Annotated in this window: 8 protein-coding genes; 3 read left to right on the plus strand and 5 right to left on the minus strand. The window is 62.5% G+C overall.

Annotated features, from left to right (window positions below; translation table 11 throughout):
• Positions 1–410: 410 nt before the first annotated feature.
• The 4 genes from HX792_RS22620 to HX792_RS22635 are packed head-to-tail and all read right to left on the minus strand — an operon-like array spanning position 411 to position 9,147.
• Entirely contained in the window at positions 411–1,817 is a 1,407-nt protein-coding gene (locus HX792_RS22620; protein ID WP_176998180.1) for an efflux transporter outer membrane subunit, read from the minus strand.
• Positions 1,814–4,939 (minus strand): efflux RND transporter permease subunit, encoded by a 3,126-nt coding sequence (locus HX792_RS22625; RefSeq protein WP_176998181.1) that lies wholly within the window; start codon positions 4,937–4,939, stop codon positions 1,814–1,816. The genes HX792_RS22620 and HX792_RS22625 overlap by 4 nt, the downstream gene beginning before the upstream one ends.
• 4 nt (positions 4,940–4,943) lie before the next feature.
• Positions 4,944–8,006: an efflux RND transporter permease subunit gene (locus HX792_RS22630; RefSeq protein ID WP_176998182.1), complete on the minus strand. Its 3,063-nt coding sequence runs from the start codon at positions 8,004–8,006 to the stop codon at positions 4,944–4,946.
• A gap of 13 nt (positions 8,007–8,019) precedes the next feature.
• Positions 8,020–9,147 carry an efflux RND transporter periplasmic adaptor subunit gene (locus HX792_RS22635; protein ID WP_176998183.1) on the minus strand — a complete coding sequence of 376 codons (1,128 nt, stop codon included), beginning with the start codon at positions 9,145–9,147 and terminating at the stop codon, positions 8,020–8,022.
• A gap of 241 nt (positions 9,148–9,388) precedes the next feature.
• On the opposite strand from HX792_RS22635, the gene HX792_RS22640 reads away from it, so the two are divergent.
• Together HX792_RS22640 and HX792_RS22645 are read left to right on the plus strand one after the other, a co-directional pair.
• Positions 9,389–9,994, plus strand: a complete 606-nt coding sequence (locus HX792_RS22640) for a TetR/AcrR family transcriptional regulator (RefSeq protein ID WP_176998184.1) — start codon at positions 9,389–9,391, stop codon at positions 9,992–9,994.
• A gap of 206 nt (positions 9,995–10,200) precedes the next feature.
• A complete protein-coding gene (locus HX792_RS22645) occupies positions 10,201–10,659 on the plus strand; it encodes a transposase (protein WP_176998185.1) in 459 nt (152 codons plus the stop codon).
• Between the two features lie 119 nt (positions 10,660–10,778).
• Here HX792_RS22645 and HX792_RS22650 read toward each other — a convergent pair whose 3' ends face one another.
• Positions 10,779–11,219, minus strand: a complete 441-nt coding sequence (locus HX792_RS22650) for a heme-binding protein (protein WP_176998186.1) — start codon at positions 11,217–11,219, stop codon at positions 10,779–10,781.
• Between the two features lie 256 nt (positions 11,220–11,475).
• Here HX792_RS22650 and gcl point away from each other — a divergent pair, with 256 nt between their 5' ends.
• Positions 11,476–13,251 (plus strand): glyoxylate carboligase, encoded by a 1,776-nt coding sequence (gene gcl, locus HX792_RS22655; protein ID WP_176998187.1) that lies wholly within the window; start codon positions 11,476–11,478, stop codon positions 13,249–13,251.
• Positions 13,252–13,257 lie beyond the last annotated feature (6 nt).

Genomic DNA, 13,257 nt, shown 5'->3' on the forward strand with positions numbered 1-13,257 from the left:
CCGCTGTAAGAGCGGAACCATAAGGCGCCGTTACCGCAGCAATGGATATGTACTCCGACCAAAAATCCCCGGCGACCACCACATAGCCTTCGCGAGCAAGCCCGCTCCCACAGTTGGATCGAGTGACATCAGTAAGTCAGTGAACAATCAATAGACCGCTATCGCAGGCAAGCCAGCTCCCACATTTTGACCGTGGGCCATCAGCAAAATAGTGTTCGCCTTTGAGGCCATCAGGACTGCCAGCCACCTCCCAAGCTCTGGATCAACGCCACACTGCCCTCCCACAGTTGGATCGAGTGGCATCAGTAAGACAGTGGACAATCAATAGGCCGCTATCGCAGGCAAGCCAGCTCCCACATTTTGGGGTCAGTTCATTTGATCCGTGGGTCCATCAGCAAAATAGCGAGCCATCAGGGCTGCCAACCGCCCCCCAAACTCTGGATCAACGCCACACTCCCCTGACTCAACTGCCCCTGCGTATCCCGCAAATTCTGCTCGGCCTGCAGCAACACCAATTGTTGGGTCAACACCGCCTCACGGCTCACAGTACCCGCACGCAATTGCGCCTCCTGGCTGCCAAACAATTGCTGATTACGCGCAAACACCTGCTGGAACGCATCCGCCTGCGTCTGCAGATGATTGATCGCCGACAGGTTGTCCTCGACGTTCTGCAACGCACTGAGCACCGTGCCACGGTAGTTGGCCGCAATCTGGTCATAACTCGCCTCAGCCTGCTTGACCGCCGCTTCTCGGGCGCCGCCATCAAAGATTGTCTCCGCCAAGGCCGGCCCCAAGGTCCAGATACGGTTAGGCAGCGAGAACAAACCGCCCAGCGCACTGCCGCGATAGCCCAATGACGCGGTGAGGTCCAGGGTCGGGAAAAACGCCGCTTCGGCCACGCCGATCTTGGCATTCGCCGCCGCCACCGAACGCTCGGCCGCCACCACATCGGGCCGGCGTTGCAGCAAGGTCGACGGCAAGGTCAACGGCGGCCGGGGCACCACGAAGCTGAAGTCAGTGCGCGGTGCCACGCTGAACTCACTGGGTGCCATGCCCACCAGCACCGCCAGGGCATGCTCATACTGCTCACGGTCGCGCAACGAGGTTTGCAGGTCGGCAATCGAGGTGGTCAGTTGGTCCTGGGCCACCAGCAACTGATCGTTGGTCGCCACGCCTTGGGTGAACTGGGCCTGGATCATGTCCAGCAATTGCTGATTGATGGCTTGTTGTTGCTGCAGCAGGCGCACATCGATGTCCATCTGCCGCAACGCCAGGTAGTTGCTCGCCACGCTGGAACTGATGGACAACCGCACCCCGGCCAGCAACGCGTCGGATTGCTGCGCCGTGGCCTGGCTCGACTCAATGCCTCGGCGCACCTGGCCCCACAGGTCCGGCTCCCAACTGGCGGTGAGGGTGGCACTCACGCTGTTTTTCACCCCGGTGGACGTCGCGGCGCTGGAGGTGGTGCCGTCACCGCCCTCCCCCCGCGATCCCGACAGCCCCACGCCCACTGTCGGCCACAACCCGGCACGGCTCGACGCCACCTGCGCCTGGGCCAACCGGTACGCCGCCTCCGCCGCGATGATCGACTGGTTGGCCTTGGCCGAGCGTGCCACCAGGTCGTTCAGCACCGGGTCCTGATAGGCCAGCCACCACTGGCTGTCCAAAGCGCCCTGGGGGTTGGACACCGCACGCTGCCACTGCGCGCCTTCCTTGAACGTCTGTGGCAGTTGCATCGCGGGTTTCTGGTAGTCAGGCCCCACCATGCAACCGCCAAGCACCAGGCTGAGGAACAGCACACTGTATCGAAGTTTCATGACCTTGCTTCCTTGTGCCGCCCCAGGCGTTGCGACGCCCGGTCGAGCCAGAGGTAAATCACCGGGGTGGTGTAGAGCGTCAGCACCTGGCTGAGCAACAGGCCACCAATAATCGAAATCCCCAAAGGCCGGCGCAGCTCGGAGCCGTAGCCATGCCCCAGCACCAGCGGTAACGCCCCGAGGATGGCCGCCAGGGTGGTCATCATGATCGGCCGAAAGCGGATCAGGCACGCGCGGCGAATCGCTTCCTTGGCCGTGAGCCCGAACTCGCGCCGCTCGGTGATCGCGAAATCGATCATCATGATCGCGTTCTTCTTCACGATACCGATCAACAAAATCACCCCCACCAGCGCAATGATCGACAGCTCGGTGCCGGTCAGCAGCAACGCAATCAACGCACCGACACCCGCCGACGGCAACGTGGACAGGATGGTCAGTGGGTGCATCAGGTTTTCGTACAGAATGCCCAGCACGATGTACACCGACAGCAGCGCCGCGACGATCAGCAGCGGCTCGCTGGCCACCGACGACTGGAACACCTGGGCCGTGCCGGCAAACTGGCCGGTGACGCTGGCCGGCATGCGCAGTTGCTTCACCGCATCATCCACCAGTGCCGTGGCCTGGCCGATCGACGTGCCCGGGGCGAGGTTGAACGAGACCGTCACCGCCGGGAACGTGCCCTGGTGGCTGATGGAAATGGCCGTGCGCGAAACCGTGTTATCCGCCAGGGCCGACAGCGGCACCAACGTTGCCGGGCTGGCCAGGTTCGGCGTGGCCGTGGTGCCCTTGGCCGCCACCGCCGCGCTGCCGGTGGGCACATAAATGCCTTTGAGCGCCGTCGGATCGCTCCAGTACTCGGGGGCAATTTCCATCACCACATGGTACTGGTTGGCGGCGCGGTAAAGGGTCGAGACCTGGCGCTGGCCAAACGCGTCGTACAGCGTCTGGTCCACCGCCGACATGCCCACCCCAAGCCGCGCCGCCGTGTCGCGGTTGATCTGCACATTGGCCAGCAGGCTGTTGTCTTGCTGGTCGGTGTTGAGGTCGGTCAATTGCGGCAGCGTGTGCAGCACCGCCACCACCTTGGGCACCCATTCATCCAGGGATTGCTGGTCATCGGCGGTCAGGGTGTACTGATACTGCGCGCCACTCTGCCGGCCGCCCACGGTGATGTCCTGGGCGGCCTGCAAGAACAGCTTGGTGCCCGGCATATCGCCCAGGGTGTGGCGGATCTGGCCGATCACATCGGTGGCGCTGTCCTTGCGCTGATCGATGGGCTTGAGCAGCACAAACAACTGCGCGCTGTTGACCGCTCCCCCGCCCCCGCCACCGCCGCCCACAAACCCGGCGGCGGTTTCCACATTGGGGTTCTGCATGACCTTGTGGTTGATCGCGGTGAAGTCCTTTTGCATCGCCCCATACGAAATGCTCTGCGCCGCAATGATGCTGCCCTGCAGGCGCCCGGTGTCCTCCTGGGGGAAAAAGCCCTTGGGCACCAGCACGTACAACACTCCCGCGAGTACGATCACCAGCACCGTCACCAGGCCCATCAGGATCGAATGGTCGATCACCCAACCGAGGGTGCGGTCATAAAAGCGATGGAAGCGTGAGTCCGGGTGCTCGTTGCCCTCATGCACCTCTTTAGGCGCGCGCAGCAACACGCTGGCGAGCATCGGCGTGACCGTCAGCGAGATCAGCATCGAGATCACGATGGCCACCGACAACGACACCGAGAACTCGCGAAACAGCCGCCCGACAATCCCGCCCATCAACAGCAGCGGAATAAACACTGCCACCAGCGACACGCTGATGGTCAGCACCGTGAACCCCACTTCCCGCGCCCCGGCCAGGGCCGCTTCCACCCGGGTCTTGCCGCGCTCCAGGTGGCGCATGATGTTTTCCACCACGACGATGGCATCGTCCACCACAAAGCCGGTGGAAATGGTCAGCGCCATCAGCGACAGGTTGTTCAGGCTGTAGCCCAGAAAGTACATGGCGCCAAACGTGCCGAGCAACGACAGCGGCACCACCACGGCCGGCACCAAAGTACTGCGCCAGTCGCGGAAGAAACCAAAGGTCACCAGCGTCACCAGCAGGATCGACGCCAGCAAGGTCACTTCCACGTCATGCAGCGACGCCCGAATGGTGGTGGTGCGGTCCATCAGCAGGTTGAGTTTGATCGAGGCCGGGATCGAGCTTTGCAAAAACGGCAGCGACGCCTTCACCGCGTCCACGGTATCGATCACGTTCGCGCCCGGCTGCTTGAACACCACCAGCAGCACGGCCGGCTTGCCGTTGGACAGACCGAAGTTGCGCAGGTCCTGCACGTCTTCACGCACATAGCCCAGGTCCGAGATATGGATCAGCTCGCCGTTATGGGTCTTGACCACCAGCGGCCCGTAATCGTTGGGGTCAAGCAACTGGTCATTGGCGCCGATGCCGTAGGAGCGGTCGCCCACCGCCACATTGCCCTTGGGCAAGTTGGCGTTGGACGCGCCGATCACTTGGCGCACCTGCTCAAGACTCACCCCGTACTGATTCAGGCGATCCGGATTCAGCTCAATGCGCACCGCCGGCAACGCACCGCCACCCACCGTCACATCGCCCACGCCAGTGGTCTGCAACAGGCGCTGCTCCAACACCGTCGAAGCGGCGTCGTACATCTGCCCCGGCGTGGCGCTGTCGGAGGTCAGGCTGATGATCAGGATCGGCGAGTCAGCCGGGTTGACCTTGCGGTAGGTCGGGTTGCCCGACAGGTCGCTGGGCAGGTTGCTGCGTGCGGCGTTGATGGCCGCCTGCACGTCCCGCGCCGCGCCGTCGATATCGCGGTTCAAGTCAAACTGCATGGTGATGCGCGTCGAGCCCAGGCTGCTGGCGGAGGTCATTTGCGTGACCCCGGCGATCTGGCCGAACTGACGCTCCAGCGGCGTGGCCACGGAGCTGGCGACGGTGGTCGGGTCGGCGCCGGGCAACGAGGCGCTGACGCTGATGGTCGGGAAGTCGACTTCCGGCAGCGGCGCCACCGGCAGCAGGTTGAACGCCAGCACGCCAAACAGCGCGAGCCCGGCCGCCAGCAAGGTGGTGGCTATGGGGCGATGGATAAACGGCGCGCTGAGGTTCATCGCATCATGGCTCGACCGCCGCACGCCGGCTGAAACGCTCGCCCAGGCTGTGCATGGCGAGGAAGATCACCGGGGTGGAAAACAGCGTGAGCAACTGGCTCAGCAGCAGGCCGCCGATGATTGCGATGCCCAGCGGGTGACGCAGTTCCGAACCAATCCCCGTGCCCAGCGCCAACGGCACCGCACCGAACAGCGAGGCCATGCTGGTCATCAGGATCGGCCGGAACCGCAGCTCCGCCGCCTGGCGAATCGCAGCCACCGGGCTCAAACCGCCTTCACGCAACAGCTCCAGGGCGAAGTCGACCATCATGATGCCGTTCTTCATCACAATGCCGATCAGCAATACGATGCCAATCAAGCCGATGATGTCGAACTGCGTGCCGGTCAGCAGCAGCGCCAGCAACGCACCGAGGGCCGCCGAGAGCAAGGTCGAGAGGATGGTCACCGGGTGTACGAAGCTCTCGTACAGAATGCCGAGCATCAGGTACACCACCACAATCGCCGCCAACACCAGGAACACCTGGTTCGACAACGACGCCTGGAACGTCGCCGCCGCGCCCTCCAGGTTGGCCTGCACCGACAGCGGCAGGCCGACCTGGGCTTCGATGTCTTGCAAACGCGTGACCGCCGCGCCAAGGGTTTGGCCCGGGACAAGGTTGAACGACACGTCCGCATAGGGAAACTGCCCCAGGCGGTTGATGGTCACCGGCGTGCGCACCACTTCCAGGGTCGCCATGCTCGACAGCGGCGCCACGCCACCTCCAGGAATGTCCACGTACAAACCGGTGAGCAAGTCCGGCAGGTTGCGCGGCGGATGGTCGGTGGCGATCACCACGTGGTACTGGTTGAGCTGGGTGTAGATAGTCGACACCTGGCGCTGGCCAAAGGCGTCGTACAGCACGTCGTCGATGGCTTGCGGGGTGATGCCCAGGCGCGAGGCGGTGGCGCGGTCGAAGGTCAGCTTGATCTGGTTGCCGAACTGCATGGCCTGGCTTTGCACATCGGTGAACATCGGGTCTTTCTTGATCGCGGTGAGCAGTTTGGTGGTCCACTGCTCCAGCTCATCCGGGTCGGTGGCTTGCAGGCCCAGGCGATAGCTGGTGGTGGACACCGTGGCATCCAGGGTCAGGTCTTGCACCGAGTGCAGGTACAGGCGGATGCCGGCGTCATCGGCATTGGCGTCCGCGAGGCGGCGGATCACGGCGGTGCTGCTGTCACGCTCGCCACGGGGCTTGAGGTTGATCAGCAGGTTGCCCTGGTTGATCGTGGGGTTGGTCTGGTCGATACCCACGAACGAAGACAGGCTCTGCACGGCCGGGTCCTTGAGAATGCGCGCGGCCAAACGTTGCTGCTCAACCTGCATCTGCTGGAACGAAACGGTCGGCGACGCCTGGGAAATACCCTGGATCAGGCCGGTGTCCTGGTCCGGGAAAAACCCCTTGGGCATGATCACCAACGTGAACAAGGTGAGTGCCGCCGTGAGCACCACCGAGATCAGCGTGAGGGTGCGGTGTGCCAGTACCCAGTCCAGGCCGCGTACGTAATGACGGTTGATCCGGTCGAAGAAATCCGGCCGGCGCTCCTCGTGTTTGGACTTGAGCATGCGCGCGCACATCATCGGCGTGAGCGTCAGGGAAATCACCGCCGAAATCACGATGGTCACCGCCACGGTCATGGCGAATTCACGGAACAACCGCCCCACCACATCGCCCATAAACAGCAGCGGGATCATCACCGCAATCAGCGCGATGGACAGCGAAATGATGGTGAAGCCGATCTGCTCGGCGCCCTTGAGTGCGGCCTGCAAGGGCGTGTCGCCCGCCTCCAGGTAACGGGTGATGTTTTCGATCATGACGATGGCGTCATCCACCACAAACCCGATGGCGATGGTCAGCGCCATCAGCGTCAGGTTGTTCAGCGAAAACCCCAGGGCGTAGGCCACTGCCAGGGTGCCGATCAGCGTCAGCGGGATGGTGACCGCAGGGATGATCGTCGCCGGGATATTGCGCAGGAACAGGAAGATCACGATCACCACCAGCAATATCGCCAGCCCCAGCTCGTATTGCACATCGGTGACCGAGGCGCGGATGGTCTGGGTGCGGTCGGTCAGCACCGCCACCTTCAAGGTGCCCGGCAGGCTGGCGCGCAACTTGGGCAGCAGTTGCTGCACGCGGTCGACCACCTCGATCACGTTGGCCCCCGGCTGGCGCTGGATATTCAGCACGATGGACGGCGTGTCATTGGTCCAGGCCGCCTGGCGCGGGTTCTCCGGCCCCTGGGTGGAACTGGCGATCTGCGACAGGCGGATCGGCGCGCCATTCTTGTAGGCGATCACCAGGTCGCGGTATTCCTCGGCCGATTGCAGTTGGTCGTTGGCCCCGATGGAATACGCCTGGAACTTGCCATCGATATTGCCCTTCGCCTGGTTGACGTTGGCCGTGCCCAGTGAGGTGCGCAGGTCATCCAGAGACAGCCCGAGGCTGTTCAGCGCCGAGGTGTTGGCCTCCACCCGCACGGCCGGGCGCTGGCCGCCGCTGATGGTCACCAGGCCGACGCCGGTGATCTGCGAGATCTTCTGCGCCAGGCGCGTGTCGGCCAGGTCTTCGACCTTGGTCAGCGGCAGCACGTCGGAGGTCAGCGACAGCGTCAGTACCGGCGCATCGGCCGGGTTGACCTTGCTGTACACCGGCGGGTACGGCAGGTTCGCCGGCAGGAACGTGCCCGCCGCGTTGATCGCTGCCTGCACTTCTTGTTCGGCCACGTCCAGGGACAGCGACAGGTCGAACTGCAGGGTCACCACCGAGGCGCCGTCCGAGCTGGTGGAGTTCATCGACTTGAGCCCCGGCATTTCACCGAGCTGGCGCTCCAGCGGCGCGGTGATCGAGGAACTGACCACATCCGGGCTGGCGCCGGGGTATTGGGTGAAGACCTGGATGGTCGGGTAATCCACCTCGGGCAGCGCCGACACCGACAGCAAGTGATACCCCAACAGGCCGAGCAGCAGCACCGCCACCATCATCAGGGTGGTGGCGACTGGGCGTTCGATAAAGGGCCGCGAAATGTTCATGCTCGGCAGCTCCTCACTGGGCGACGACCTTCACCACAGAGCCATCGTCCAGTTTGTCGGCGCCCTCGGTGACCACCTGCTCGCCGGCCTTGACGCCGCTATCGAGCACCGCCGACACGTCGCCGGTGGAAGGGCCGGTCTGGATCGTGCGCAGGCTGGCCTTGTTGCCATTGACCACAAACACAAAGTCGCCTTTGCTGCCGTGCTGGATCGCGCGGGTCGGCACCACGGCGATCTGGCTCAAGGTGTCGGCTTTGAGCCGTGCGTTGACGAACTGATTGGGGAACAAGGCATTGCCCGAATCGTCGAACTGCGCCTTGACCTTGATCGTGCCGGTGCTGGTGTCCACCTGGTTATCCAGGGCCAACAGGCTGCCGGTGGCCAGCAAGGACTTCTTGTTGCGGTCGTAGGCCAGCACGGGCACGGCGCCACGGGCCAGGGCCTGGTCGATTGCTCCCAAGTCATCCTCGGGCACGGCAAACACCACGGTGGCCGGGTTCATCTGGGTGATCACCACAATGCCGGTGGTGCTGGCGGTGGTGACATAGTTGCCGGGGTCGACCAGCCGCAAACCGACCACGCCATCCACCGGTGAGGTGATGGTGCAGTAGCTCAGTTGCACTTCCAGGTTTTGCACATTGCCTTGGTCGGCGGCCACGGTGCCTTGTTGCTGCTGGACCAGGGAGGCTTGAGTGTCGAGGGTTTGCTGGCTGGTGGAACCGGCCTTGACCAGGTCGCGGTAACGGGCGAGGTCACGCTGGGCATTGCTCAACACCGCCTGGTCATGGGCCAGGGTGCCCTTGGCCACGGCCAGTTGCGCCTTGAGCGCGCGGTCGTCAATGCGGGCGATGACCTGGCCCTTGCTCACGTGCTGGCCTTCCTTGAACTCCACGCTGCTAAGAATCCCGTCGACCTGGCTGACCACGGTGACGCTGCGCGTCGGTGTCACGGTGCCCAGCGCGTCGATGTACACCGGCACATCCTGCAACACCACCGGCACCACCGCGACGGGCTCGCCGGGAGACGGTGGCTTGCCTTTATGGGCGCCTCCCATCAGGTGCATGCCCAGGCCGACCACCAGCGCGATGACCAACAACGCGCCAACACCCCAGGCGAACGTACGTCGTCTGCTTTTCTCCACGGTTTCTCACTCGAACGCCGAATACAGGACAGAACGGCAACCGGCAAAGGTCGCGTCGTTGCCCTGAACTCTAGCAGCCCGCCCTTCGCCTGCCTGTACTACCTTGAATGCGTTCAGCCTCAAGACAGACAATGTCAGTGTAACGCCCGTGATACGTGGGCTGCGGCGGGATTCTTGAGCGCTGCGCAAAGCCGGTGCTACCATGCGCAACCGCCAGTCTTGGCAAGGAAACTCCAGGTTTATGAGCAGCATTCGCGAGCGCAACAAAGAAAAAATCCTGCGGGCGGCCAGCGAGGAGTTTGCCGACAAAGGCTTCGCCGCGACCAAAACCAGCGACATCGCCGCCAAGGCCGGGCTGCCCAAGCCCAACGTCTATTACTACTTCAAGTCCAAGGACAACCTCTACCGCGAGGTGCTCGAAAGCATCATCGAGCCGATCCTGGCTGCGTCCACGCCCTTCAACCCCGAGGGCGAGCCATCGGTCGTGCTGAGCAACTACATCCGCTCGAAGATCCGCATCTCCCGCGATTTGCCGTTTGCCTCCAAGGTCTTCGCCAGCGAAATCATGCACGGCGCGCCGCACCTGAGCGCCGATCAAGTCGAGCAGCTCAACGCCCAGGCCAAGCACAACATCGACTGCATCCAGAACTGGGTCGACCGCGGCCTGATCGCCGCCATCGACCCCAACCACCTGATGTTCAGCATCTGGGCGGCCACGCAGACCTATGCGGATTTCGACTGGCAGATTTCGGCGGTGACCGGGAAGGCCAAGCTGGATGAGGCGGATTATGAAGCGGCGGCGTTGACGATCATTCGGTTGGTGTTGAAGGGGTGTGAGCCGGACTGATAGATCGGGGTATGGCTATCGCAGGCAAGCCAGCTCCCACACTTGATCCGCGCCAGACACACATTGTATGAACACTGCGAGCCCCCTGTGGGAGCGGGCTTGCCCGCGATAGCGCCAGTTCAGACACATCCTGCCAAAAGCCCGCCAATCAGCACCACACACCGAGATCTAGCCTCTCAGAACCCCCACTGAAGAGAGGCCAAGGAATGCCTGATCTCCCCGCTTCAAAGCGCCTGCGCATCGGCCGCTATGACGAACCCAACCGCATCTATTTATTGACGACCAACACCCTGGATCGCGAACCCATTTTCCAGGACTTCAAACTCGGTCGCCTGGTGGTTCAACAATTCAGGATTGCCCAGTACCAGGGCCTGGCGACCTCCTTGGCGTGGGTCGTCATGCCGGATCATTTCCACTGGCTCATCTCGCTGGAGAAAGGCTCACTTGCTGATTTGATGCGTCAAGTGAAGCCCAAAAGTACTCGCGTGGTGAATGCAGTCGCCGGGCGCCAAGGTCGACTCTGGCAACCCGGCTTTCACGACCATGCGGTGCGCCGTGAAGAAAGTCTTGAAGGCATCGCTCGATACATTGTGGCCAATCCATTGAGAGCCGGGCTGGTAAAGAAATTTGGCGACTACCCGCTGTGGGATGCCATTTGGCTTTGACTTGAGACCGCGTCGTCTGCATCGCGGGCAAGCCCGCTCCCACATTGGCCGGTGTGAACACCATCAAACCCTGTGGGAGCGGGCTTGCCCGCGATGAGGCCCTTCCAGTCACCTTACAATCAAGCCGACACCCCCGCATCCGCCAACAACCCCACCCCCTCAATCGCCGTGATCGCGCACTGCTCATCAATTTCCGACGTATCCCCGCTGATCCCGATCGCCCCCAACACCACCCCTTCTCCATTGCGAATCAACACCCCCCCCGGGGCCGGCACCACACTGCCCTGTCCCAGGCTGTTCAGCGCAGCGATAAACGCCGGCCGCTGTTGGGCGTCCAGCGCCAGCAGGCGTGAGCCTTTACCCAGGGCGATCGCGCCCCAGGCCTTGCCGATGGCGATCTGCGGGCGCAGCAGGCTGGCGCCGTCTTCGCGTTGCAGGGTGATCAGGTGGCCGCCGCTGTCGAGCACCGCAATAGTCAGCGGCGCCGCGGAAATGGTGCGGCCGGCATTCAAGGCCTGGCTGGCCAGTTGGGTGGCAATTTTCAAGGTTAAAGCGCTCATGGTGCCGTCCTTCTTTTGTTATTGGGAAAGCGGTGGAGGTCTGTTTGATCAGATGCTCGATCAAACAAATAGAACACAATGACATTTGTTTTTGTATACAATATTTTCGCACAAAGCTTCCATACGTCGAAAAAATGCCTTCCGACGAACGCAAAGGCCACCGAATAAAATGGATTGACCTGCGCCGCTCGCCGTGAATACACTTTGAACAGACACAACTTGTATACAATTACAAAACGCAAGAGGCACCAAAACCATGAGCAAAATGAGAGCAATCGAAGCCGCCGTTCTGGTGATGCGCCGTGAAGGTGTGGACACCGCCTTCGGTATCCCAGGCGCCGCAATCAACCCGCTGTACTCGGCCTTGCAGAAAGTGGGTGGCATCGATCACGTCCTTGCTCGCCACGTTGAAGGCGCCTCCCACATGGCCGAGGGCTACACCCGCACCAAGGCCGGCAATATCGGCGTGTGCATCGGCACCTCGGGCCCGGCGGGCACCGACATGGTCACCGGCTTGTACAGCGCCTCGGCCGACTCGATCCCTATTCTGTGCATCACCGGCCAAGCGCCACGTGCCCGCATGCACAAGGAAGACTTCCAGGCCGTGGACATCACCAGCATCGTCAAGCCGGTGACCAAGTGGGCCACCACTGTGCTGGAACCGGGCCAAGTGCCTTACGCGTTCCAGAAAGCCTTTTATGAAATGCGCTCCGGCCGTCCAGGCCCGGTGCTGATCGACCTGCCGTTCGACGTGCAAATGGCCGAGATCGAATTCGATATCGACGCCTACCAGCCGCTGCCCCTGGCCAAACCATTGGCGACTCGCGTGCAGGTGGAGAAAGCCCTGGCGCTGCTGGACCAGGCTGAACGCCCATTGCTGGTCAGCGGTGGCGGCGTGATCAACGCCGACGCCAGCGAACTGCTGGTGGAATTTGCTGAACTCACGGGCATCCCGGTCATTCCGACTCTGATGGGCTGGGGCACCATCCCGGACGATCACCCACAAATGGTGGGCATGGTCGGCCTGCAAACCTCCCACCGTTACGGCAATGCGACGATGCTCAAGTCGGACGTGGTGCTGGGCATCGGCAACCGCTGGGCCAACCGCCACACCGGTTCGGTCGAGGTGTACACCGAAGGTCGCAAGTTCATCCACGTCGACATCGAGCCGACGCAGATTGGCCGCGTGTTCACCCCGGACCTGGGCATCGTCTCCGACGCCGGTTCCGCCCTGACGATGTTCATTGAAGTGGCCCGCGAGTGGAAAGCCGCCGGCAAGCTCAAAGACCGCAGCGCCTGGTTGAACGACTGCCAGCAGCGCAAAGCCACGCTGCACCGCAAGACCCACTTCGACAACGTGCCAGTCAAGCCGCAGCGCGTGTACGAAGAGATGAACCAGGTGTTCGGCAAAGACACCTGCTACGTCAGCACCATCGGCCTGTCGCAGATTGCCGGCGCGCAATTCCTGCACGTGTACAAGCCGCGTCACTGGATCAACTGCGGCCAGGCGGGCCCATTGGGCTGGACCATTCCGGCCGCGCTGGGCGTGGTCAAGGCGGATCCAACCCGTAAAGTCGTGGCGTTGTCCGGCGACTACGACTTCCAGTTCATGATCGAAGAACTGGCCGTGGGCGCGCAGTTCAAGCTGCCGTACATCCACGTGGTGGTGAACAACTCCTACCTGGGCTTGATCCGCCAGGCGCAGCGCGGTTTCGAGATGGACTACTGCGTGCAGCTGTCCTTCGACAACCTCAACGCGCCGGAACTCAATGGCTATGGCGTGGACCACGTGGCCGTCGCCGAAGGCCTGGGTTGCAAGGCCCTGCGCGTATTCGAGCCGGGGCAGATTGCACCTGCGTTGCGCAAGGCTGAGGAAATGATCGAAGAATTCAAGGTTCCGGTGATCGTTGAGATTATTCTGGAACGCGTGACCAACATTTCCATGGGCACCGAGATCAACGCCGTCAACGAATTCGAAGATCTGGCACTGGTCGGCAACGATGCGCCGACTGCCATTTCCCTGCTCGATTAAGGAGAA

The organism is Pseudomonas sp. B6002, from assembly GCF_013385985.1.
GTDB lineage: Bacteria > Pseudomonadota > Gammaproteobacteria > Pseudomonadales > Pseudomonadaceae > Aquipseudomonas.

What these genes read in the sequence shown, in the direction of transcription:
- HX792_RS22620 (WP_176998180.1), bottom strand. Translation starts at nt 1,817, where the DNA reads ATGAAACTTCGATACAGTGTGCTGTTCCTCAGCCTGGTGCTTGGCGGT.
- HX792_RS22625 (WP_176998181.1), bottom strand. Translation starts at nt 4,939, where the DNA reads ATGAACCTCAGCGCGCCGTTTATCCATCGCCCCATAGCCACCACCTTG.
- HX792_RS22630 (WP_176998182.1), bottom strand. Translation starts at nt 8,006, where the DNA reads ATGAACATTTCGCGGCCCTTTATCGAACGCCCAGTCGCCACCACCCTG.
- HX792_RS22640 (WP_176998184.1), top strand. Translation starts at nt 9,389, where the DNA reads ATGAGCAGCATTCGCGAGCGCAACAAAGAAAAAATCCTGCGGGCGGCC.
- HX792_RS22645 (WP_176998185.1), top strand. Translation starts at nt 10,201, where the DNA reads ATGCCTGATCTCCCCGCTTCAAAGCGCCTGCGCATCGGCCGCTATGAC.
- HX792_RS22650 (WP_176998186.1), bottom strand. Translation starts at nt 11,219, where the DNA reads ATGAGCGCTTTAACCTTGAAAATTGCCACCCAACTGGCCAGCCAGGCC.
- gcl (WP_176998187.1), top strand. Translation starts at nt 11,476, where the DNA reads ATGAGCAAAATGAGAGCAATCGAAGCCGCCGTTCTGGTGATGCGCCGT.